Source organism: Paraburkholderia pallida, assembly GCF_004524855.1.
Classification (GTDB): domain Bacteria; phylum Pseudomonadota; class Gammaproteobacteria; order Burkholderiales; family Burkholderiaceae; genus Paraburkholderia; species Paraburkholderia oxyphila.
On the sequence record NZ_CP038149.1, the window covers coordinates 1 to 24,076 of the forward strand.

The 24,076-nt window shown below is 68.7% G+C and carries 11 protein-coding genes; 3 read left to right on the top strand and 8 right to left on the bottom strand.

Going from position 1 to position 24,076, the window contains the following annotated elements:
* Complete coding sequence (locus E1956_RS15420; RefSeq protein ID WP_134750687.1) at positions 1 to 1,491, top strand: hemolysin family protein; 1,491 nt, start codon at positions 1 to 3, stop codon at positions 1,489 to 1,491.
* Positions 1,492 to 1,546: 55 nt separating this feature from the next.
* Here the strand turns inward: E1956_RS15420 and treY are convergent, their stop codons facing one another.
* The 8 genes from treY to E1956_RS15460 form a co-directional block, all read right to left on the bottom strand.
* A complete protein-coding gene (gene treY / locus E1956_RS15425; RefSeq protein WP_134750689.1) occupies positions 1,547 to 4,471 on the bottom strand; it encodes a malto-oligosyltrehalose synthase in 2,925 nt (974 codons plus the stop codon).
* Positions 4,468 to 6,798, bottom strand: a complete 2,331-nt coding sequence (gene malQ / locus E1956_RS15430) for a 4-alpha-glucanotransferase (protein ID WP_134750691.1) — start codon at positions 6,796 to 6,798, stop codon at positions 4,468 to 4,470. The genes treY and malQ overlap by 4 nt, the downstream gene beginning before the upstream one ends.
* On the bottom strand, positions 6,795 to 8,693 hold the full coding sequence (gene treZ, locus E1956_RS15435; protein WP_134750693.1) for a malto-oligosyltrehalose trehalohydrolase: 1,899 nt from the start codon (positions 8,691 to 8,693) through the stop codon (positions 6,795 to 6,797). The genes malQ and treZ overlap by 4 nt, the downstream gene beginning before the upstream one ends.
* Positions 8,694 to 8,714: 21 nt before the next feature.
* Positions 8,715 to 10,970 carry a glycogen debranching protein GlgX gene (gene glgX / locus E1956_RS15440; RefSeq protein ID WP_134750695.1) on the bottom strand — a complete coding sequence of 752 codons (2,256 nt, stop codon included), beginning with the start codon at positions 10,968 to 10,970 and terminating at the stop codon, positions 8,715 to 8,717.
* Positions 10,971 to 11,039: 69 nt separating this feature from the next.
* The gene (glgB, locus tag E1956_RS15445) at positions 11,040 to 13,256 is read right to left on the bottom strand and encodes a 1,4-alpha-glucan branching protein GlgB (protein WP_134750697.1); all 2,217 of its coding nucleotides are present in this window, start codon (positions 13,254 to 13,256) and stop codon (positions 11,040 to 11,042) included.
* Positions 13,249 to 16,725 (bottom strand): maltose alpha-D-glucosyltransferase, encoded by a 3,477-nt coding sequence (treS, locus tag E1956_RS15450; protein WP_134750699.1) that lies wholly within the window; start codon positions 16,723 to 16,725, stop codon positions 13,249 to 13,251. The genes glgB and treS overlap by 8 nt, the downstream gene beginning before the upstream one ends.
* Entirely contained in the window at positions 16,722 to 20,279 is a 3,558-nt protein-coding gene (locus E1956_RS15455) for an alpha-1,4-glucan--maltose-1-phosphate maltosyltransferase (RefSeq protein ID WP_134750701.1), read from the bottom strand. Before E1956_RS15455 ends, treS begins: the two co-directional genes overlap by 4 nt.
* A 254-nt stretch (positions 20,280 to 20,533) precedes the next feature.
* Positions 20,534 to 21,190, bottom strand: a complete 657-nt coding sequence (locus E1956_RS15460; RefSeq protein ID WP_134750703.1) for a DUF1345 domain-containing protein — start codon at positions 21,188 to 21,190, stop codon at positions 20,534 to 20,536.
* Between the two features lie 279 nt (positions 21,191 to 21,469).
* On the opposite strand from E1956_RS15460, the gene E1956_RS15465 reads away from it, so the two are divergent.
* Together E1956_RS15465 and E1956_RS15470 are read left to right on the top strand one after the other, a co-directional pair.
* Positions 21,470 to 22,213: a sugar dehydrogenase complex small subunit gene (locus E1956_RS15465; protein ID WP_134750705.1), complete on the top strand. Its 744-nt coding sequence runs from the start codon at positions 21,470 to 21,472 to the stop codon at positions 22,211 to 22,213.
* Positions 22,214 to 22,457: 244 nt separating this feature from the next.
* Complete coding sequence (locus E1956_RS15470) at positions 22,458 to 24,062, top strand: GMC family oxidoreductase (RefSeq protein ID WP_134750707.1); 1,605 nt, start codon at positions 22,458 to 22,460, stop codon at positions 24,060 to 24,062.
* Positions 24,063 to 24,076: the final 14 nt, after the last annotated feature.

Genomic DNA, 24,076 nt, shown 5'->3' on the forward strand with positions numbered 1-24,076 from the left:
TTGATTCAGGTTATCGCTCTCGCCGGCGCGCTGTTGCTCGTTGCCCTCAACGGTTTCTTCGTCGCGGCGGAGTTCGGTCTCGTCAAGCTGCGCGCGACGCGCGTGCAAAGCCTCGCGACACAGCATGGCTTGCGCGGGCGTCTGCTCGGCAAGGTCCATGGCCAGCTCGACGCCTATCTGTCCGCGTGCCAGCTCGGCATCACGCTCGCTTCGCTCGGCCTCGGCTGGATCGGCGAGCCGGCCTTCGCGCAGTTGCTCGAGCCGGTCTTCGATCTCGTGGGCGTGCGCTCGCCGGAGCTGATCCACGGCATCTCGCTCGTGTTCGCCTTCACCGCGATCTCGTTCCTGCATATCGTGGTGGGGGAGCTCGCGCCCAAGTCGCTCGCGATCCGCGAAGCCGAGAAGATTTCGCTGTGGGCCGCCGCGCCGCTGTACGGCTTTTACTGGACGATGTACCCGGCCATCTGGGCGCTCAATTCGAGCGCGAATGCCGTGCTGAGGCTGGCCGGCCTCTCGGCGGATCATGGCGCCGAGGCGCATTACTCGACCGACGAGCTCAAGCTGATCCTGCGCAGCCGCCGCGCCGCGGCGCAGGAAGAGGCGCTGCACGAGGCACGCGCACAAGCCGACGCGCGCGCGCTCGCGTATGGACACGCGGCGGCGGGCGGCGTGGCGCGCGCCAACGGCTCGGCTGGCGCTGCTGCGAAGCCTTCGCCGCGCGCGAGGCGCCCGGCGAGTACCGCTAACATGGGCGGCGCCGGAAGCACCTACAGTGCCGACGAATGGAACGCCCTCGCGCATTCGCTGGACTTCTCGCGCCTGAGCGTCTCGGACCTGATGCGCCCGGCGCACGAGATGGTGGGCCTGCGCCGCGACCTGTCACTCGCCGAGAACATGCAGATCGTCGCGCGCCATCGCTTCAGCCGCTATCCGCTCTTCGAGGATGCTTCGGGCGAGCGCGTGGCGGGCCTCATTCACCTGAAGGATCTGCTGCTCGCGCGCGAGGCGGGCCACGCGCTCGACGACCTCGGCAAGTTCGTGCGCCCGGTGCAGTACGTGAAGCCCGAGGCGCCCGCGCTCGCGCTGTTCCGGCGCTTTCGCAAGGGCGCGCCGCATTTCGCGCTGGTCGGGCGCAAGGGCATGCGTCCGAGCGGCTTCCTCACGCTCGACAATCTGCTCGGCGCGCTGGTAGGCCAGATCCACGACGAATTTCATCAGGCCGATACCGACTGGACCCGCATGGACGACGGCACGCTGATGGGACGCGGCAGCCTGCCCGTAGTTTCGCTGGAGCAGGCGCTCGGCATCGATATCGACGAAGGGCGCGCGGAGTCGGTGGGCGGCCTCGTGATTCATGCGCTCAACGATCTGCCCACCGAGGGGCAGCGCGTCGAGTTCGACCGCTTCGACATCGTCGTGAAGAAGATGAAGGGACCGCGCATCGTGCTCGTGCGCGTGTACCCGAAGGATCTGGAGGACGAGGGCGGTTGAGGCTTACTGACGTCGGGCTGATGCCTTGCCCCAGGCGCGGCCCGGTGGGCGCGGTTCAGGCTGGTGTGAGATTCGACAGCACCGCAACAGGCATCGCGCTCAGCACATCGCGCAGATAAAGCACGTTGTCCTGATCATGCTTCGTTGCGGCGCGTTTCGCGTCGCTCAGCCAGTCGTGCAGATCCGCGGCCGGGCACCCCTTCGGCAACACGACCGCCGTACCGTCCCAGCGTGTGGACTCGACGAGCGGCAGATCGCCTTCCAGCAGCGCCGCCGCATGCCGCGTGCTGATCACGACAGCCCAGGTATTGCCGTGCCGGCGCGCGAAGGCCAGCGCGTGGGCGGCCAGCGCGCCGCGCACTTCCAGCGGCCAGTACTCGCCCTCGCGCAACAACTCCGGCGCGCGGGCGCGCAGCGCAAGCAGGTGCGCGATAGTGGCCTGCTTCACGTGCGCGTCGCGCCACTGCGCAAGCTTGGTGGCGGGCGCGCCTTGATCGAGTGCCGCTGCGCGCAAGGCGAAATCCACGGGCCTGCGGTTGTCGGGATCGACGAGGCTCAAATCCCATAGCTCGGTGCCCTGATAGAGGTCGGGCACGCCGGGCGAGGTCAGGCGCAGCACGGTCTGCAGCAGCGTATTGACCGCGCCGGCCGGTGCGATGCGGGCCACGAAGGTGGCAAGCGCCTGCAGAAACCCGTCGCGTCGCTGTGGCGCGAGAATGTCGAAGAGAAATGCCTGGCAATCCGATTCGTAGGCTTCGTTGGGCGCGAGCCAGTTCGTGCGCAGCTTCGCTTCGCGTAGTGCCTTCAATTGCCACCGCGCGACTCGCTCGGCCAGCTCGCGCACGCGCGCTTCGTCGCCGGCGTCGAGCTCGGGCGGCCAGCAGCCCACGAGCGTCTGATAGAGCATCGCCTCGGCGGCCGGGCCGGGCGCCCATTCCCCCGCCACGCTCCCCGGCGATGACGATGACGACGGCGTCGCGTCGTTGCGCCGGTGCGGCTGGTTCAGCGTCGACCACGCGCGCAGCGTCGCGCTCCACTCGGGGGCGATTTCGCTGAGCACCGCGAGCCGCGCCCGCACGTCTTCACCGCGCTTGTGGTCGTGCGTGGCCGTGGCGAGCATCGCATAGGGGAAACGCCGCTGGCGCAGCGCGTTGTCCGCATGAAATTCTTCAACGCTGCGCGCGAAGTCGTCCGGGTCCGCGCCCACTTCGTTGCGCGAAAGCAGCCGGCCGTAGCGGTAGAGCGCCGTGTCCTCGGTCGCCTTCGCCGCGAGCGGTGCGGTGAGCTGCGAGAAGAGTGTGAGTGCCGTGCGCTGTGCGATGAGCGCGTGGCTCAGCGGGGCGGGGGCCGGATTCTGCACGGCTTGCTTTGACGTGCCCCCGCCATTGCCTGTCTGCGCGCCAGCGTTGGTGCTGGCCTGTGCCGCCCGCGCGGGCTTCGCGCCGTTGCCGTTCTCGACATCCGGCGCACGCGCGCCGAGCCACGCATCGACCTGATCGAGCGCGGCAAGGCTCGCGCGCGGCACGGCCTGGCGAGCCGCCTGCAGCGCGAGATCGAACCACGGGTTGTCCTCCTGGCCGCGCAGACCATTGACCGGATAAATGCGATAGACGGGGAAGTGCATCGCAAGTTGCGCCACCACGCGATGCACGCTCGCGTAGGTGAAGTCGCGCGTGGCCGGCTGCTCGCGGGCAATGCGGTGCAGCGCGCGCGCCGCGTGATCGAGCTCCGCCGCGAGATAGGCGGCCAGCACCTCGCGGCGCGCGTCGAGCGCGATGCGCGCGAAGGGCCAGTCCTGCCCCGAGATCGCCGCCCAGCTCTCGGCCAGCGGCGCGGCGCCAGCGGGGTCGTGCAGCAGGGCGCCCACGTCGTTCATGAAGTCGTAGCCGGTCGTGCCTTGCACGGGCCAGTCTTCGCGCAACGGCTCGCCGTGCGCGAGAATCTTCTCGACGACGAGGTAAGGCGGTTGCGCACGCAACGACATGAGCCGCTGGCGCAGCCGCTCGCAATACTCGCGCGGGTCGGCGAGTCCGTCGATGTGGTCGATGCGCAGACCGTCGATCACGCCCTCGGCGTAGAGGCGGAACACGAGCTTGTGCACGGCCTCGAATACGTCGTGGCGTTCTACGCGCACGCCTGCGAGCGCGCTCACGTCGAAGAAGCGCCGCCAGTTCACTTCGTCCGTGGCGGTGCGCCACCATGCAAGACGGAAGTGCTGGCGATCAAGCAGACGATGCAGGCGCTCGCGCGTGACGGCATCGGCGCCGGACCAGGACTGCAGCGCGGAATCGATCGCAGCGGTGCCCTCGAGCTCGACGAAGGCGCGCAGCGCATCGCGTGCGATGGCGGCGCGCGTCTGGTCGTCGGGCTGCGTGGTGAGGCCCTGGAACGGCGCGGCGAGCGCGTCGAGATCGGCATGGCCGGCCGACTGCAGCAGCGTCGCGTAATCGATCGGGCAGATCGGGCAGACGTGCGGACCGTACTGCACGAAGAAGCGCGCGAGCGCCGCGTCGAACTTCAGCGCGATGCGGCCCGCCGCGAGCTCCTCGCCGTATTGCGCGCCGAGGCACGGCATCAGCACCTTGCCGCGCAGCACCGGGTCCGGCGAGTGCCAGTCCACGTCGAAGTGGCGCGCGAACGCGCTGTGGCGCCCCCATTCGAGAATATCGAGCCACCACGCGTTGTGCGCGCCGCCCACGCCCATGTGGTTGGGCACGAGATCGACAATGAGGCCCATGCCGCGCGCATGCAGCGCGTCGGCGAGGCGCCGCAGCGCGGCTTCGCCGCCGCGTTCTTCGCTCACCGTGCCGTAGTCGACCGTGTCGTAGCCGTGCATCGAGCCGGGCTGCGCGGTCGTGATGGGCGAGAGGTAGAGATGGCTCACGCCGAGCGCGGCGAAATAGTCGAGCTGGGCCAGCGCGTCGTCGAACGTGAAGCCCTCATGAAGCTGCAGACGCAGCGTGGCGCGCGGGAAGGTCATGGCGCGGGCCGAAGCGGGGACGCTGCGGGCGCGGCAGGCGCGCCGCCAGGGCTCGCGGGGCCGCCGGCGCCATCCGGGCGACCGGAGCGGCTGGCGGCAGCGGCGCTTGCTTCACTGCCTGCTTGATCCTCCGTTTGACCTCCTGTTTGATTTGCCGCCTCACCAGCCATCGCGCGCGCCCGCACGACGGTCCTGACGCGCGCGGTGAACGCGGGATCGGCGAACAGCGCGTCGACGGGCAGTGGCAGGCGCCGGCGCCAGTTCGGGTGCTCGTCGATCGAGCCCGGCAGGTTCGGTTGATCGGCGAGGCCGAGCAGGTCTTCGAGCGGGCAGGTCACGAGCGGGCTCGCGCTCGCGGCCACGTAGCCGAGCGCGTCCTCCACCGGCGCGTCCTCGGGCGAAGGCTCGGCGGCGTCGCGCGGCGCGAAGCCCGCATCCTGCAGCGCGAGCCAGAGCGCGGCGCGGTCGGCGGCGCGCTGGGTGTGCTCCAGGGCGACGGGGTCGCGCCCGTCCGCGCGCGCCAGCATCTGCCCGATCCGGTTGCGCCAGTCGATGTCGGTGCCGCGCCACCAGCCCGCGACGGTCGGCAGATCGTGCGTGGTGGTGGTGGCCACGCAGTTCGGGTCGTAGCGCGCGGGCGCGAGAAACGCGCCGTCCTTGCGCTCGAACCACAGCACGCGGATGCCGTAGAGCCCGTGCGCGGCAAGCCGCTCGCGCAAGCCCGGCGGCACGGTGCCGAGATCCTCGCCGATCACGATGGCGCGGTGCCGCCACGACTCGAGCGCGATGAGGCGCAAGAGATCGTCGAACGGATAGCGCAGATACGCGCCGTGTTTCGCGCTTTCGCCCGCGGGCACGAGCCACAGTCGCCGCAGGCCGAGGATGTGGTCGATGCGCACGCCGCCCGCATGCGCGAACGCGGCGCGCAGCATGTCGATGAAGGCGCGAAAGCCGGTGTTGTGCATCGCGCGCGGCGAAAAGGTGGTGAGGCCCCAGCTTTGTCCGGCCTGGTTGAAGAGGTCGGGCGGCGCGCCGACCGAGACGCGCTGCAGCATGTCCTCGGGCTGCGCCCAAGCCTGCGAGCCCGCGCCGTCACAGCCCACGGCGAGATCCGCGACGAGGCCGACCGCCATGCCCGCTTCGCGCGCCTCGCGTTGCGCGCGCGAGAGGCCCTCGGCCGCGAGCCATTGCAGGAAGCGGTGAAAGTCCACTTCACGCCGGTGCGCTGTGGCGAAGCTCGCGACTTCCGCGCTGCGCGGGTCGCGCAAGGGCGCGGGCCAGTCCTGCCAGTGGCGCGCGCCGCCGGGCTCCTCGAGCATGGCCGCCTGGAGCGCCTCGAAGCGCGCATGGTCTTCGAGCGCCTCGCCGCCGCGCGCGCAGAACGCGTCGAACGCCGCGGCGCGCGGCGAACCGCTCGTGCGCTCGGTGCTGTCGAAACGATCGAAGAGCACGCGCAGCACCGCGAGCTTGAGCCGCACTGCGCGCGGCCAGTCGATCAGCGGCAGGGCTTCGAGCTCGCGCGCCATGTCGACGACGTGGGCGGCGACGCAGGCCTCGTGTGCGGCCTGCGCGCCGAACACGTCTGCTGGATCGATATGCGCGACGTTGAGCCAGAGCCGCGAGGAGGGCGAGTACGGACTGAAGTGGCCCGGCTCGGCGCTGAACATCGCATGCGTGGGGCTCACCGCGAGCGCGTGTGCGCCGTGCCGCGCGTGCTCAGTGGCGAGCGTGGCCAGCGCGCTGTAGTCGCCGATGCCGCCGTCGCCATTGCGTCGGAGTCCATACAATTGGGCGGCGCTGCCCCAGAGCGGCGGCACGCGTGAGCCTGAGCCGCTCGGGCCGGATGCGTTGCCGTGCTTTGCGCGCCATGCGTCGTCGAGGGTGTGGCAGCGCGGTGGCGCGACGGCGATCGTCAGGCGGTGATCGTGGACGGTGAGCGTGTGATAGCCGGGCTCGGAGAGCGGCGCGAGCAGCGCGGGCGCGTCTCGCGGCGCGGTGAAGCGGCCCTCGATGTGCTCGCCGTTCTCGAGATCGATGCGATAGTGGCTGCCGGTGCGCACCGCCGAAGAGGGTAGCTCGATTGCGCTCTCGAATTCGGCGGTGATGAGCGGCGGCAGCCGGCGCGAGGACTGCTCCGCGTTCAGCGTCGAGGCGCTGTGCCGCAACTGGGTTGCGTTCGCGCACGGCAGGCCCGCGCATTCGAGCAGCGCAGCGAGCGTGCTGTCGGGCACGCGCTGCACGGCGCCGCGCGCATCGGTCCACTCGACTTCGAAGCCCGCGCGTTGCGCGAGGCCCGCGAGCGTCTCGCTGCGGCGCGCGGTGCTCATGCGAGCGGCTCCTCGTGCTGCATCACGCGTGCGTCGTGATGCAGCGCGTACTCGGGCACCGCGCCGGTGAGCCACGCCACGCAGGCGCTTTCGGGCAGCACGTCGTTGTCGGTGTAATCGCGCGCACGCTCGGGCGTTTCGAAGACAACCATGCCTTTGGGTTGCGCATCGAGCCTCACGCCGTTGGGGCTCAGGTTCAGCGCGATCGTATAAGTCTCGCCGTCGGCGAGGCGCCAGCGCGCGACGAGCGCATTCACGCTGTTGCCGGCGTCGTCGGCGAGCACGCTCGCGCCGAGCGGCCGCGCATCGCGCAGGCGCGGCATCAGCAGACGCGCGCGCACCGTGAGCGCGGACTTGTAGAAATGCATCCACGCGCGCTGTTCGTCGTCGAGCGGCGCATCGGCCGGCGGCGACGAATTCACGAACGTCTGCAAGTCGTTCGGATCGGGAATCTGCGCGCGCTTCGCCGCGTCGTGAAACGCGCTGAACGCCGCGAATTCCTTGCGGCGGCCTTCGCGTACCGCGTCGGCCAGCTCGCCTTCGAAGGCGGTGAAGAACTGGAACGGCTGTGTCGAGCCGTACTCCTCCTCCATGAACAGCAGCGGAATCTGCGGCGAGAGCAGCAGCAGCGCCGTGGCCGCGCGCAGGGCGCCGTCGTCGCTCAACGCGCGCAGGCGCTCGCCCAGCGCGCGGTTGCCGATCTGGTCGTGGTTCTGCAGGAACATCACGAACGAGGTGGGCGGCAGGTGCGCGCTGCGCTCGCCGCGCGGTTTGCCCGCATGCACGGGCGAGGGATCGCCCTGGTACGCGAAGCCTTCGCCGAGCACGCGTGCGAGCTGGTGGATGGGCGCGTCGGCGAAGGCGCGGTAATAGCCCTCCGATTCGCCGGTCAGCATGACGTGCAGCGCATGATGCGCGTCGTCGTTCCATTGCGCGTCAAAATGCGTTTCAAGCAGATTCGCTTCGTTGTGCTCGTTTTCCAGCACGAGATGCACGTGGCGGTCCGGCTCCACGCGCGCATGCACATGATCGGCAAGCTCGCGCAGCCACTCGGGGTTCTCGATGGCGTGCGCCGCGTCGATGCGCAGGCCGTCGAAGCGGTATTCGGTGAGCCAGTAGAGCGCATTGTCGCTGTAGAAGTCGCGCACCTCGGGCCGCGCGAAATCGAGCGCGTCGCCCCAGGGCGTGCGCTTGCCCGCCTTGAAGAACGGCTTCGCGTAGTGGCCGAGCCAGTTGCCGTCCGGGCCGAAGTGGTTGTAGACCACGTCGAGAAACACCTGCAGGCCCAGGCCGTGCGCCGCATCGACGAGCGCCTTGAGCTCGTCGGGCGTGCCGTAGGCCGCGTGCGGCGCATAGGGCAGCACCACGTCGTAACCCCAGCCGCGCTCGCCCGGGTAGTCGTTCAGGGGCATCAGCTCGATGGCCGTGATGCCGATGTCGGCGAGTGCTGGCAGGCGCTTCATGACGCCGCGATAGCCGCCCAACGCGCCCACATGCAACTCGTAGAGCACCGTGTCTTCCCACGGGCGTCCCTGCCAGTGCGCGTGCTGCCAGCCGTAGCCGCGCGCGTCGAGCACCTCGCTCGGCCCGTGCACGCCCTGGGGTTGAAAACGCGAAGCGGGGTCGGGAACGAGTTGACCGCGGTCGAGGCGGTAGCGGTACAGCGTGCCTGAGCTGCACTGCGCCTGGGCCTCATACCAGCCGTTGCCCGTGGGCGTCATGTCCAGCGGCGCACAGGCGTCGTTCTCGAACACCACCTGCACGGCGTCGCACGAGGGTGCCCAGAATCGAAAGCGCGTGTGCGGCTGCGCGTGCGCGGCGCCCGTCAACTGCGCGCCGAACGGCAGGCAATGCATGTAATGGCGGACGTGCGGATCATGCGTAAGCGTGGCCATGGCCGGTTCCTGGAGTCCTGTTCAGCGGTCGTCTTCTGCGCCTTTGTCAGCGTTTGCCTGTGCTGCGCCCGGCTGGCGCGGGTCGGGCGGCGGCGTCTCGCCGCCTTTCGGCGCGCCGCTCGCCTCATTGCTTGCCGCGCCGGGAGCCGGCACCTGCGCGGCGGCGGGCTCGCCGTGGCGCGCGGGCCTCGCGCCCAAGACCACGAGCGCATGCGCGGCGACTTCCAGGCGCGCGTCGGGCAATGCGTGCGGCGGTTCCTCGGGATGCGCGCTGTCGAGCAGCACGGACCACGCGAAGTGCGGCGCGGCAGCCGTGAACGCCACCGCGTGCGCCGAGGCGTTCAGCATCATCAACAATACTTCGATTTCGCCGTCGAGTCCCGGCCCCGCGCGCCGCACCGCGAACGCGCGCGCCTCGGGGTCCTGCCACGCTTCGGGCGAGAGTGGTTCGCCGTGCTCGTCGAACCAGTCGATGTCGTGCACGCCCGGCAGCACGTCGCGGTCGCCGAACAGGAAATGCGTCTGCCGCAGCACGGGGTGGTCCCGGCGCAGCGCGATTGCGCGCGCGACGAACGCGGTCATCGCCTCGCCTTGCGGCGTTGCGGCAAGCGTCCAGTCGAGCCACGACATCTCGTTGTCCTGGCAGTAGGCGTTGTTGTTGCCGAGCTGCGTGCGGCCGGCCTCGTCGCCGGCGAGCAGCATGGGCGTGCCGAGTGCGATGAACAGCGTCACGAGCATCGAGCGCGCGACGCGCGCGCGCGTGTCGAGGATCGCCGGATCGTCGGTCGGACCTTCCACGCCCCAGTTCGCGCTCCAGTTCTCGTTATGGCCGTCGTGGTTGTTCTCGCCATTCGCTTCGTTATGCTTATGTTCGTACGAAACCAGATCGGCGAGCGTGAAGCCGTCGTGCGAGGTCACGAAATTCAGCGAGGCCCAGGGGCGGCGCGTGCGTTTGTCGAAGAGATCGGCCGAGCCCGTGAGGCGCGCGGCGAGATCGGCGCGCTGGCCCGGGTCGCCGCGCCAGTAGCGCCGCACGCTGTCGCGAAAGCGGTCGTTCCATTCGGCGAAGCCCGGCGGATGATTGCCGAGCTGATAGCCGCCCGGCCCCACGTCCCACGGCTCGGAGATCAGCTTGACCTGCGAGAGCACGGGGTCCTGGCGCAGCACGTCGAAAAAGCCGCTGGCCGGGTCGAAGCCGTGCGCTTCGCGGCCGAGCGTGACGCCCAGGTCGAAGCGGAAGCCGTCGATGCCGTACGAGGTGACCCAGTAGCGCAGCGAGTCGGCCACCATCTGCAGCACGCGCGGATGCGCGAGATTGAGTGTGTTGCCGCAACCGGTGTCGTTGATCAGGTAGCGCTCGTCGCCGGGCACGCAGCGGTAGTAGCTCGCGTTGTCGAGCCCGCGCCACGACACTGTCGGCCCGATTTCGCCGCTCTCGCAGGTGTGGTTGTAGACCACGTCGAGGAACACCTCGATGCCGGCCGCGTGAAGCTGGCGCACGGCGATGCGCATTTCGTCGGGGTCGTGGCCCGAGAGATACGACGGCTCGGGCGCGAAGTAAGCCGCCGAGTTGTAGCCCCAGTAGTTGCGCAGGCCGCGTTCGAAGAGAAAGCGCTCGGTGAGCAGGGCCTGCATCGGCAGCAGCTCCACGGCGGTGACGCCCAGCTTGTGCAGATGCTCGATGAAGCGCGGCGCGGCGAGTGCCGCGAAGGTGCCGCGCGTGTGCGAGCGCAGGTCGTGGCGCATCATCGAGACGCCGCGCAGATGCGTTTCGTAGATGACGGTCTTGCCCCACGGCGTATTGGGGCGCACGTCGCGCGACCAGTCGAAGGCGTCGTGGCTGACCACGGCCTTGGGCATGGCGGGCGCCGAGTCGCGGCGGTCGAGCGAGAGGTCGCCGCGGTTCGAATGCACGCGGTAGCCGTAGAGCGTGTCGGACCAGCGGAACTGACCGATGAGCCGTTTCGCGTAGGGGTCGAGCAGCAGCTTGTACGGGTTGAAGCGATGGCCGTGATGCGGCTGATAGGGGCCGTGCGCGCGCAGCCCGTAGACGGTGCCGGGGTGCGCGCCCGGGAGATAGCCGTGCCAGATTTCGTCGGTGCATTCGGGCAGCGTGTAGCGCGTGCGCTCCTTGCGCCCGGTCGGGTCGAACAGGCACAGCTCGATGCGCCACGCGTGTGCCGAGAACACCGCGAAGTTCGTGCCGAGCCCGTCCCAGGTCGCGCCCAGCGGGTAGGGCGTGCCGGGCAGCAGCCGCTCGTGCGGGCCGTTAGCCATTTCGATGCTCCTTGTCGTGTTTCTTCTATTGCATCGGATTCCTGATGGTATGCTGGCGCGATCATTTCATCAGCGGCGCAGGCGCAGTATCAGTGTGCCGAGCGGCGGCAGCACGAACGCCACCGATTGCGGCTTGCCGTGGCTTTGCACGGGCTCCGTGCACACGAGTCCCCCGTTGCCCATGTTCGAGCCGCCGTAGATCTCCGCGTCGGTGTTGAGCGCTTCCTCCCACTGGCCCGGTTGCGGCATGCCGATCCGGTACCCCTGGCGCGGCACCGGCGTGAAATTGCAGACCACCACGATCTCGCGGCCCGAGCCGTCCACGCGCCGCCATGCGAGCACGCTGTTTTCGGCGTCGTCGGAGATGAGCCATTCGAAGCCGCCCGGCTCCGTGTCGAGCATGTAGAGCGCGCTCTCGCCCGCATAGAGCCGGTTCAGGTCGCGCACCAGCGTTTGCACGCCGCGGTGCAGCGGGTCGTCGAGCAGGTCCCAGTGCGGCGTGCCGTCGTGGTCGAACTCCGCCATCTGCCCGAACTCGCCGCCCATGAAGAGCAGCTTCTTGCCCGGATGCCCCCACATGAAGCCGAAGTATGCGCGCAGGTTCGCAAAGCGCTGCCAGCGGTCGCCCGGCATCTTGCCGAGCAGCGACCCTTTGCCGTGCACGACTTCGTCGTGCGAGAGCGGCAGCACGAAGCGCTCGGACCACGCGTAGACCATCGCGAAGGTCATCTCGTGATGGTGATAGCGGCGGTGGATCGGGTCTTCGTGCATGAAGTGCAGCGTGTCGTGCATCCAGCCCATGTTCCACTTGAACTGGAAGCCGAGGCCGCCGTCCTCGGGGCGCGCGGTGACGCCGGGCCAGGCCGTCGATTCCTCGGCGATGGTGATCACGCCGGGGCGCTGCGGCACATATTGCGCTTCGTGATTGAGGCGCTTGAGGAAGGCGATCGATTCGAGGTTCTCGCGTCCGCCGTGGACGTTCGGCACCCACTCGCCCTGCGCGCGCGAGTAGTCGCGGTAGAGCATCGAGGCCACGGCGTCCACGCGCAGGCCGTCGACGTGATAGCGCAGCAGCCACGCGAGCCCCGAGGCGATCAGGAACGCGCTCACCTCGCGGCGCCCGAGGTTGTAGATCATCGTGTTCCAGTCGGGGTGATAGCCCTCGCGCGGGTCCGCGTGCTCGTAGAGCGCGGTGCCGTCGAAGTCGACGAGGCCATGCGCGTCGTTCGGGAAGTGCGCGGGCACCCAGTCGAGGATCACGCCGAGGCCGGCCTCGTGCGCGCGGTCCACGAAGGCCGCGAAATCGAGCGGGGAGCCGAGGCGCGCCGTGGGCGCGAATTGCGCAAGCGGCTGATAGCCCCACGAGCCGCCGAACGGGTGCTCGGCTACCGGCAGCAACTCCAGGTGCGTGAAGCCCATGCCTTGCGCGTAGGGGATCAGGCGCTCGGCAAGCGCCTGCCAGTCGGGCGCCGGTGCGTCCGCGCCGTGCGTGGGGAGCCATGAAGGCGCATGCACTTCATAGACCGACATGGCCGCGCGCGCATTCTGCTTTTGCGCGCGCGACTGCAGCCATTCGCTGTCGTGCCAGGCGAAGTCGTCGAGCGCCTCCACGGGCGCGACCACCGAGGCGGTGGCGGGCGGCGCTTCGGTCTGGAACGCGCACGGATCGGCCTTCAAGGGCAGCACCTCGCCGCGTGCGCCGAGGATCTCGTACTTGTAGCGTGCCCCCGCGGCCACGCGCGGAATGAAGAGCTCCCACACGCCGGCTTCATGGCGCAGCCGCATCGGATGGCGGCGGCCGTCCCATGAATTGAAGTCGCCCACCACCGAGACGCGCCGCGCATTCGGCGCCCATAGCGCAAAGCGCACGCCGGGCACGCCCTCGCAGGTGAGCGGCCGCGCGCCGAGGCATTCGAGCACGGCGTAGGGGTCGCCGTCGGCGAGCCGGTGCAGTGCGTCTCCGGAAAGCTGCGGTCCGAATGAGTAGGGATCCTCTATTTCCTGCGTGACGCCATGCCAGTCGATCTCGAGCCGGTACGGCACGGCTTCCGCGAGCGGCCCCGCGAAGAGCCCCGCGGGATGCACGAGCGTGAGCTCGGCGAGCGTATGGGCGCGGTCGCGCGCGAGCACGCGAACCTGCGTGGCGTTCGGCAACCACGCGCGCACGTACGGCGCACCGTCGACCCAGTGCAGCCCGAGCACCGCGAAAGGATCGGCGTGCCGCCCGTGAAGGAGCGCGTCGATGTCGTGGTGATGCAGGGCGGCGTCGGGGGAGCGTTCAGCCATGTCCGCTTCCTCCCGTATGCGGATGCCCATGCGCTTGCGTTTGTGTGGGGGTGGGACCGAGCACGCGGTTCGCGAGCGCGGCCAGCCCGCGGATCGGCAGAGCGAGCCAGCTGGGCCGGTTGGCGGCCTCATAGCGGATTTCGTAGGCCGCCTTCTCGATCAGGAACAGGTCGAGCAGCGCCTGCTCGTGGCTGGCGCTGACGAGCGAGAGCGGGGCTTGGGAGACGGCCGCGCGATACTGGCTCAGGAAGGTCTCGGCGGCATGCCCGCGAAACCGTTCGAACAGCGCGTGCTTGCGCTCGGCGATCTGCTGCGGCGCACTTTCCGTGCTCGATTGCGCCGCTGCGCCCGCATAGGAGAGCGAGCGCAGCAGGCCCGCGACGTCGCGCAGCGAGCATTGCTTCGCGCGCCGATAGTCGAGCGATCTTGCGGGCTCGCCCTCGAAGTCGATCAGGTAGGCGTCGCCTTGCGAGATCAGCACCTGACCCAGGTGGAAATCGCCGTGAATGCGGATGCGCAACGTCGATGCGTCGAGCGGCACGAGTTCGTCGACTTTCGCCATCAGCAGGTCGCGGCGCTCGACCAGGCTGCGAGCGAGCTCGCGCGCGTCGTCGTCGAGCGTGTGAACGTTCTCGCCCGAGTGCTGCGCCACGATGTCGAGCGCTTCGGCCAGCATCGTCTTCGTATCGGCGATCCATTGCCCGACGTCCTCGCGCGACGCGGGTTCGGGCGCGAAGGCCGGGTCGTCGGTCGGCGTGGAGAGTGCGGCATGCAGCTCGCCCAGTCGCTTGCCGATCACACCGATCACCGACGCGTAGTTCTGCATCACTTCCTCTTCGTGCGCCTGGTCGCCGGTGTCGCCGTCGTCGGCGGCGAGCGCCAGTTCGTCGACGGTGCGGCGCAGATAATCGAGCGCCCAGTCCCACGCATTGCCCTGATTGTCGATATAGCCCTGCAGGATCGCGAGCGTATGCGGCACGCCCTGCGGATCCACGCGCACCACTTCGCCATAGAGCGGCGCGGTGTTCGCGTAGCCGAGCGTCGTCAGGTAGCGGCTCATTTCCGCCTCGGGATGCACACCGGCGATCAGCCGGCGCACGAGCTTGAGCACGACCGTTTCCGCCACGATGAGCGAGCTGTTGCTCTGCTCGGCGGCTAGCCAGCGGACCTCGGGCTCTTCGCCGAGATCGAGTTCGGCGAGGCGCCCGGTGGGCTCGAAGCGGATCGTGCTGCCTTGCACCGTGGGCACGGCCGCGCGCTCGCGCAGCTTGCGCAGCATCCCGTAGGCGAACCACGGCAGCGAGAACGCGTCGGTGAGGTAGCCGATCGTGCGCCCGCGCCGCACGCGCGAGAGCGCGAGCTGGATGTGCAGCGGCGTGGTGGTGTCCGCGCCCCAGGTGATGGCGATGGGCAGCAGGTAGCGCTCGCTCGTGCCGTCGGCGAGCTCGGCCTCGAGCTCGGTGAACGCGAAGCCCGCGCCGTGGATGGTCGTGAGCGCGGCGAGCTTCACGCCGCGCAATGCCTTGTCCTTCGAGGCGAACCAGCGCCGCCGCGAGAGCCACGAGGGCAGCACTTCGGATTCGAGCAGGCGCACGTTCTCGGGCGTGGCGCCGGTCTGGGCTTCGCGGATCACGACCGTCACGAATTCGGGTAGTTGCTCGGAGGTCGGCTGGCTCCACGAGGGGCGCTCGTTGCCGGGGCACAGCAGGAACCACAGGAAGCCGTACGGCGGGAAGGTGAGCAGATAAGGCAGCTGGCCGATGGGCGGGAACACCGAATCGGCGGTCATTTCCACGGGCGCCGTGCCCACGAACTCGGAGAGATCGAGCTCGACGGCCTGCGGCGCGCGCGAGAGATTCGCCACGCACAGGATCGCGGGCTCGCCCGGCATCTCGCGCAGATACGCGAGGATCTTGCGATTGGCGGGCCGCAGAAAGCGGATCGAGCCGCGCCCGAACGCCTGCTTCGCGCGGCGCGTGGCGAGCATGCGGCGCGTCCAGTTGAGCAGCGAATGCGGGTCGCGCGTCTGCGCCTCCACGTTGATGGCGTCGTAGCCGTAGAGCGAGCCCATCAGCGGCGGCAGCACCAGCTGCTCGGGGTCGGCGCGCGAGAAGCCGCCGTTGCGGTCGGACGACCATTGCATCGGCGTGCGCACGCCGTCACGGTCGCCCAGATGGATGTTGTCGCCCATGCCGAGCTCGTCGCCGTAATAGATCACGGGCGTGCCCGGCATCGAGAGCAGCAGCGAATTGATGAGCTCGATGCGGCGGCGGTCGCGCTCCATGAGCGGCGCGAGGCGCCGCCGGATGCCGAGATTCAGGCGCGCGCGCCGATCGCTCGCATAGGTGTTCCACAGATAATCCCGTTCGGAGTCCGTAACCATCTCGAGCGTCAGCTCGTCGTGATTGCGCAGGAACACCGCCCACTGGCAGCTCGGCAGCAGATCCGGCGTCTGCTTCATGATGTCGATGATCGGGAAGCGGTCCTCGCTCGCGATCGCCATATAGAGGCGCGGCATCAGCGGGAAGTGGAACGCCATGTGGCATTCGTCTTCCTGGCCGAAGTATTCCTGCACGTCCTCGGGCCACTGGTTCGCTTCGGCCAGCAGCATGCGGTTCGGATAATGCTCGTCGATGGTCGCGCGGATCTGCTTGAGGATCGCATGCGTCTCGGGCAGGTTCTCGTTGTTGGTGCCTTCGCGCTCGACGAGGTAGGGCACGGCGTCCAGACGCAGCCCGTCGATGCCCATGTCGAGCCAGAAGCGCATCACGTGCAGCACTTCGCGCAGCACGGCGGGGTTGTCGAAATTGAGGTCGGGCTGGTGCGAATAGAAGCGGTGCCAGTAGTACGCGCCCGCAACGGGGTCGTGCGTCCAGTTCGACGGCTCGGTGTCGATGAAGATGATGCGCGTTCCCTGGTACTTCTGATCGCTGTCCGACCACACATAGTAGTTGCGGTGGTTGGAGCCGGGCTTCGCGCGGCGGGCGCGCTGGAACCAGGGGTGCTGGTCCGACGTATGATTGATGACGAGCTCGGTGATCACGCGGATGCCGCGGGCGTGCGATTCCTGGATGAAGCGGCGCACGTCGGCGAGCTGGCCGTAGTCGGGGTGCACGTTGCGGTAATCGGCGATGTCGTAGCCGTCATCGCGGCGCGGCGAGGGATAGAACGGCAGCAGCCAGATCGCCGTCACGCCCAGCGCGGCGATGTAGTCGAGCTTCGCGAGCAGGCCCGGGAAGTCGCCCACGCCGTCGTTGTTCGAGTCGTAAAACGACTTCACGTGCACCTGATAGATGACCGCATCCTTGTACCAGAGCGGATCGTCGGAAAGCAGCGAGGGTTTGCCGCGCCTTTGCGTGCCATGCCGTTCGTGCTCGGCAAGGGCGTCGGTGTCCTCCGCGGTCGGGTCGTGCGTGATGGGCGCTTCAGCCTGCGGCGGCGTCTCATGGGAGGCGGGATCGCGTTTCATGTCGCTCCTCCGGGCGGGAAGTCCTGATCCAGTTCGGGGTGGCCTTCGACATGCAGCTCGTCGGCCGACTCTGCGGGTGGCGCCTCGCGCGGCAGGCCGTCGATGGGCGCGATGCGCCAGATCGCGAACGGCCGCGCGTGCGGATCGAGCCGCACGTGCTGCCAGCGGCTTTGCCATTCGAAGCGCTCGCCGGTCATTTCGTCGACTACGGCCAGGCGCGCGTGATCGTCGATGTGCCAGTGCTGGAAGGTCGCCCACGAAAGCTCGAAGTCGGCGCCTTGCTCGGCGAACGGGTCGAGGTTGATCGCGACGACAACGACGTTGTCGCGCGCGGGCGTGGCTTTCTCGAAGCACAGAATGGCGTCGCTGTGCGCGGGCAGGAAGGTGATGCCCAGATGCGTCTGCAGCGCGGGATTCGCGCGGCGGATGCGGTTGAGCGCGGCGATCTCCGGCACGATGTTGCCGGGCCGCTCCCAGTCCCATGCGCGCAGCTGATATTTTTCGGAGTCCAGATATTCTTCGCTATTGGGCAATGCGCGGGCTTCACATAGTTCGAAGCCGCTGTAGACGCCCCACAGGCCCGAGAGCAGTGCGGCGAGCGCCGCGCGAATCAAGTGGCTCGAACGCGCGCCGCCTTGCAGATAGCGCGGATTGATATCGGGCGTATTGACGAAGAAGTTGGGCCGATAGAAGTCGCGCACCTCGGTCTGCGTGAGCTCGGTGAGGTAGTCGATGAAATCGCGCTTGGACTCGCGCCACGTGAAGTACGTGTACGACTGCGAGAAGCCCAGCTTGGCGAGCCGGTACATCAGGCGCGGGCGCGTGAAGGCCTCGGAGAGGAAGATCACGTCGGGGTGCCGCGCGCGCACGTCGCCGATCATCCATTCCCAGAACGGCAGCGGTTTCGTATGCGGATTGTCCACACGGAAAATGTGCACGCCGTGGTCCGCCCAGAACAGGATTGCGTCGCGCAGCGCGAGCCACAGATCCGGCTTCGAATCGTGCGCGTAGAACTCGGGGTTGACGATGTCCTGGTACTTCTTGGGCGGATTCTCCGCGTAACGCAGCGTGCCGTCGGGCCGCCACGCGAACCAGCCCGGATGCGCCTTGAGCCACGGATGGTCGGGCGAGCATTGGATCGCGAAATCGAGTGCGATTTCGAGGCCGTTTTCATGCGCGGCCGCCACCATGCGGCGAAAATCGTCGAGCGTGCCGAGCTGCGGATGCACGGCGGTGTGGCCGCCTTCGGCCGCGCCGATCGCATAGGGGCTGCCCACGTCGCCGGGCTGCGCGGTGAGCGCGTTGTTGCGGCCCTTGCGGTTGGCGAGCCCGATCGGATGAATGGGCGGGAAGTACAGCACGTCGAAGCCCATGTCGCGGATGCGCGGCATCTTGGCGATCACGTCGTCGAAGGTGCCGTGGCGCGATTCGTCGTCGCTCATCGAGCGCGGGAAGATCTCGTACCAGCTCGCGAAGCGCGCGGCGCTGCGCTCGGCGTCCACGCGCTGCACCTGGGTGTCGCGCGCGAGAAACGGGCGATGGCGCGCGGCGCGCACGGCGGCGGCCGTTGCGGGCGCGGCCAGCAGCGCGCAGCGCGTGTCGGTGTCGGCGCCCACGAAGCGCCTCACGAGCGCATCGAGCGCGTCGCGTGTGCGCGCATGCTCGCCGGACTGGCTCTCGTGCTCGTCGGCGTCCGACGTTTCCGCCGTGGCGAGCACGAGCGCGAGCAGGCGGCTCGCTTCTTCGAGCTCGAGGTCGACCGGCTGATGCGCCGCGCGCTTTTTCTGCAGATGATCGACGAGCGAGGCGAAGTCGTCGCGCCAGGCGATCACGACGAACTCGTGGCGACCCACGCGTTCGAGTGGAAAGTGGCCGCTCCACAGGTCGGTGCCGGCGGGCTGCATCGGCGTCATCGGCGCTTCGTGCCAGGCGGTCTCGTCGCTGGCGCGCCAGAGGAAGGCCGCGTCGATGCGGTCGTGGCCTTCGGCGAAGATCGCGGCGCGCACTTCGCAGCGCTCGCCCACCACGCGCTTCACGACGAAGCGGCCATGATCGACCGACGGCGACACGCTCTCGATGGCGATGCGCGGCGCGGCAATCGCCTCGAGCACGCTCTTGTGCCCGCTCGTGGGCGACTTCGCGTGGTCTTCGGGCGGCGCGAGCGTGACCACCGGACTCGCGAGCGCGCTGAACATCCAGCACGCGCCCGCGGGCAGCGTGAAGGTCTCGGGCACGGCGCTCGCGTCGTGAGGCGCGGCCGGGTCGCGCGCGCCGCGCAGCGTCTGCGCGTCGAGCGGCGCGAAGCGCGTGAACCCGCCGGGCACACCGTCGAGCAGGCGCGCCATGTTCACGCGCACGGGCGCCGCGAGCGAGGGATTGACGAGCGTGAGCAGCGCTTCGCCGGACTCGCGCAGGTCGGCGCTATCGCCGCGCAGCAGGGCGGCCACCGGCGCGCCGGGACCGTTGAGCGCGCGCAGCTCGCCGTTGGTCTGCAGCGTCCACGTCTCGCGCTGCAACGCGTTGGCGTGTGCGATATCGGCGGAAAGATCGAGCGGCGCACGCGCTTTCGCGGCTTCCCATGTGTGCACGCCAGGCGCTTGGCCGCCATGGTGCCCGGCGTGCGGGTCGCCGCCCGGCGCGCCGTGATGGATCGCTTCGTCCATGCCGTATTCGAAGCCCATTGGCACGAGCCAGCCCGTGCCGAGCGCCGTCGCCGCGCGCAGCATGCGTCGATAGGCGCGCTCGACCGCGCGCGCGTCACCGGCGCCTTCGAGGTCGTGGGCGAGGCGCGGGCCATAGGGCGCCTCGGGAAACGCAATGGGCGAGCCCACGCGCCGCATGACGGCGTGCTCATCGATGAGCCAGCTCGACGAAAAGTCCCACCAGCGCAACGAGGTGAAGGCGGCGTCGAAGCCCGCGTCCTCGAGCTGTGCGAGGTCCTCGCGCGCGAGGCCGGGCGTGGCCGCGAGCCAGCGCGTTTGCGGATGGCTCGCACGCACCGCGTCGAAGATCGCGCGCAGCACGTTGGCCGGCACGCGATGCGGCGAGTCGATGCGAAAGCCGCCGATGCCCGCATCGGCAATACGGCTTGCGAGCTGCGTCCACCACACGGCAAGCGGCGCGCCCGCGCGCGCGAAGTCGGCATAGGCCACGTTCGCGTCGCGATGGCCGTGGCGCGGGTCGAGCCGCGCATCCTCGGGCTCGAACGGATGGAACCATTCGGGATGCCCGGTGTAGAGCCTGCCGTCGGCGGCGCTGCGGTCGAGCGTGAGGTCGGCGAGCAGCGTGATGCCGCGCGTGCGCGCGGCGGCCGCGAGCAGGCGCAACGCGTCGTCCACGCTTTCCTGTGTGCCGAAGGCGGGATGCAAGCGGGTGTGATCGGCGACGATGCGGTCGTCGCCCGAGGCGCCCGGCGCGAACAGCGCGCCGATCAGGACATGGTCGAAGCCGAGCGACGCGGCATGCGCGAATTGCGCAGGCCACGCGTCGAGCGATCCGACGAGAACGGAATGAACGAAATAGATCCGCGGCGCATAGGCGTGGGGAGCTTCCATCGGTCGTATTCCAGATTCGTCGGGCGACGTGGATGCATGGCCGATATGACACCGGATGCGATCACGTTGCCCGTGGGCTGCCGGAGCGGGCCACGCAAGCAATACGCGCGACACGCCCTGTTCAGAGTAGTGCAATAGCTGGCCGGAGCCAAACCGGATGCCACGCAGGCGACACGTGGCGTCCAGGCACTGGGAGGGTCAGCAAGGCATGTGCCCGAGGCCGGGCGCCAGCAGGCGCTCAGTGGTTCGGTGGGTCAGTTGCCCACCATGCTCGCGGCGATGTTCACGCACAGGCCAAGCACGGCAACGTTGAAATAGAACGAGAGAATCGATTGCGCGAGCACGCCGCGCCGCGCGCTGCGCCCGCGCAGGCCGACGTCGGCGGTTTGCGACGCGCACGCGATCGTGAAGGAAAAGTACAGGAAGTCCCAGTAATTCGGCTCGAGCTTGCGGTCGGGGAAGGCGAGCGCGGGCGCCGCGGGATCGGAGCCGTAGTACACGCGCGCGTAGTGCAGCGTAAAGATGGTGGGAATGAGGAACCACGCGCCGATCAGCGTGAGGCCGGTGAGCGCCGCATGCAGGACTTTCGACGCCGTGCTGAGATCCTTGGTCGTGCCGAGCTCCAGCACGATGGCGACGATGCTCAACACCGTTGCCGTGCAGATCAGAACGAGCACCGTGCCCGCGCTCTGGTCCTCGCGCTGCGCGTTGTGGCGCACGCGCTCCTCGCTCGTGCGCGCCATGTGTATCCACATCAGCACGAGGTAGGTCCAGATCGCGGCGTCCCATCCGGCCAGCACGCGCGCCACGGACCGCAGCGCGCCCGGCGCGAGTGCGCCGCACAGCGCGCCCACCACAATGGCGACGGTCATGTGCGGGCGGTTGCGCAGGACTTGCGGGAGGACGTTCATCGCATCGATTGAAAGTTTGGGGGCGCAATGTTGCAACGATTTTAACGGGCTCGTCGATGTGGCGTTATTTCGGGCATCGGCGCTTACGGTTTGTCGAATCGGGTCAGGAGACGCTATATTGCTTGCGCGACGTGTCATCCGCACCTTTCATACGGAAAGGGATTTGACACGTGCATGTTTGAGCAAGATTGCAAACTTTTCCCGTATGCATCGTCGCCGGTCACGGCGGCAAGTGTGTAGTCCCGCTCGCGCGGGATAGACCCTTCGTCAGGAGTCTCCATGACCGATGTGACGCAGCAGGACGGGACCGCTCATTCGCCCCATGACCGCCTCGGGCGCGCCCGCTTATCGCACGATCAGGCCGCTCGCCGCGCCGCTCGTACGGAAGCGCAGCCGGGCACCAGCGAGCCCGACGGCCCTGTCGAGCACGCGGGCCGCCGCCGTTTCGTGACGCTCGCTTGCGCCACTGCCGCGACGCTCGCCTTCGCGCTGGCCGGCAGGCGCGGCGCACAATCCGCTTTCGGCATTGCCGATGCGCTTGCCGCCAACCCGGCCGCAGACCCCGCCGCCAGCGCCGCAGCCGCGGAAAGCGGCTACGCCGCCTTTATCGCACTGTCCCAGCACCTGACTGGTCGCACGCACTTCGACGCCGTGCTCGGCCAGCGCATCTACGCCGCGCTCGCGCGCGCAAGCAGCCAGTTCGAGCAGAACGTGGGCGCGCTCAACGCATGGCTCAAAGCGCACGGCGGCGTGCCTTCGGACACTGTCACGGCCGCGCTCAAGGCCGATCAGCCGGAGCTTGCCTCGAGCGTCGGCGACATCATGCGCGCGTGGTACCTCGGGCTCGTGGGCGAGATGCCGAACGTGCAGGTGCTGGCCTACGAGAAAGCGCTGATGTTCGATCCGGTCAGCGACGTGCTGACGATTCCGTCGTATTGCCGCGACGTGCCGTTCTACTGGACAAAGAAACCTGCGGACATGCCGGCCACGACGGTGGCTGCGATGCCCGCGGCCAGGAACTAGAGCAGTTGGCGGGGCGGCTCGCGCGTGACGCGGGCTGGCCGGGGCCGCGTGCGAACCTCGTGCACGCGTCCACCGGCCGGCCGACAGCGGCGCGCGAACGCTCCCGCGAGACCTTGCGCGTGCCGCCTCTCGCACCGCCGCCGTCGTGCGCCGCCGCAACCGCGGCGCGCGGCGGGAGCGGATTCCGGCAGGCCGCGCCCGGTCCTCACACTACGCAAGCAAGCCAGAACAACGAGGGACGACAATGGCGATCAAGCAATCTGCCGACGTAGTGGTAGTCGGCTCCGGCGTGGCGGGCAGTCTGGTGGCGTACCAGATGGCCCAGGCCGGCGCATCGGTGATCCTGCTCGAAGCGGGACCGCGTCTTGCGCGCTGGCAGATCGTCGAGAACTTCCGCAATTCGCCGGCCAAGGGCGACTTCGCGACGCCGTATCCTTCCGCGCCGTTCGCGCCGCATCCCGAATACTCGCCGCCCAACGACTACCTCGTGCAGAAGGGCGACTATCCGTACAACTCGCAATACCTGCGCCTCGTGGGTGGCACCACGTGGCACTGGGCGGCGGCGGCCTGGCGCCTTTTGCCCGCCGACTTTCGCCTGAAGACGCAGTACGGCGTGGGCCGTGACTGGCCGTATCCGTACGAGACGCTCGAGCCGTGGTACCTGGCCGCCGAAGCCGAGCTCGGTGTCTCGGGACCGGATCCTGCGCAGCACGACCTGGGCTCGCCGCGCTCGAAGCCCTATCCGATGAGCATGCTGCCGCTCTCGTACATGGATCAGCGCTTTAGCGACGTGCTCAATGCCAACGGCTTTCACGTGGTGCCCGAGCCCGTCGCGCGCAACAGCCGCCCCTACGATGCGCGCCCGACTTGCTGCGGCAACAACAACTGCATGCCCATTTGCCCGATCGCCGCGATGTACAACGGCGTCGTGCACGCCGACAAGGCCGAGCGCGCCGGCGCCCAGCTCGTGCCCGAGGCGGTGGTGTACCGTATCGAGGCCGACAACAAAGGCCTTATCACCGCGGTGCATTACAAGGACCCGCATGGCAACAGCACGCGCGTGACGGGCAAGCTCTTCGTGCTGGCCGCCAACGGCATCGAAACACCGAAACTCATGCTGATGTCGACGAGCGATCATTTCCCGCATGGCATCGGCAACAGCTCGGACCAGGTGGGCCGCAATCTCATGGATCACCCGGGCACGGGCGTCACGTTCCTCGCCAACGAGCCGCTGTGGCCGGGGCGCGGGCCGATGGAGATGACCTCGGTGGTGAATTTCCGCGACGGCGCATTCCGCTCCGACTACGCCGCGAAGAAGCTGCATCTCTCGAACGGCGTGGGTACGATGGCCGTGACCGCCGCGCTCATCAAGAACGGCGTGACGGGCGCCGAGCTCGACCGCGAGATCCGCGACCGCGCCTCGCGCACGCTCAACATCAACAGCTTCCACGAGCATCTGCCGGAGCCGCAGAACCGCGTGCTGCCATCGGGCGAGCACAAGGACGCGCTCGGCATCCCGCAGCCCGAGATCTACTACTCGATCAACGACTACGTGAAGAAGAGCGCCGCCAACACACACGAGCTCTATGCACAGATCGCGGCGCTCTTCGGGGGCACGGAGGTCGCCTTCGACGATACCTTCGCGCCCAACAACCACATCATGGGCACGACGATCATGGGCGCGAACCCGGCCGATTCGGTCGTCGATGCCGACTGCCGCACGCACGACCATTCGAACCTGTTCGTCGCCAGCAGCGCGGTGATGCCGACGGCTGCCTCCGTGAACTGCACGCTGACCATTGCCGCGCTGGCGCTCAAGCTGGCCGACAAGCTGCGTCGCGAGCTTTGACGCAATGAGCCGGA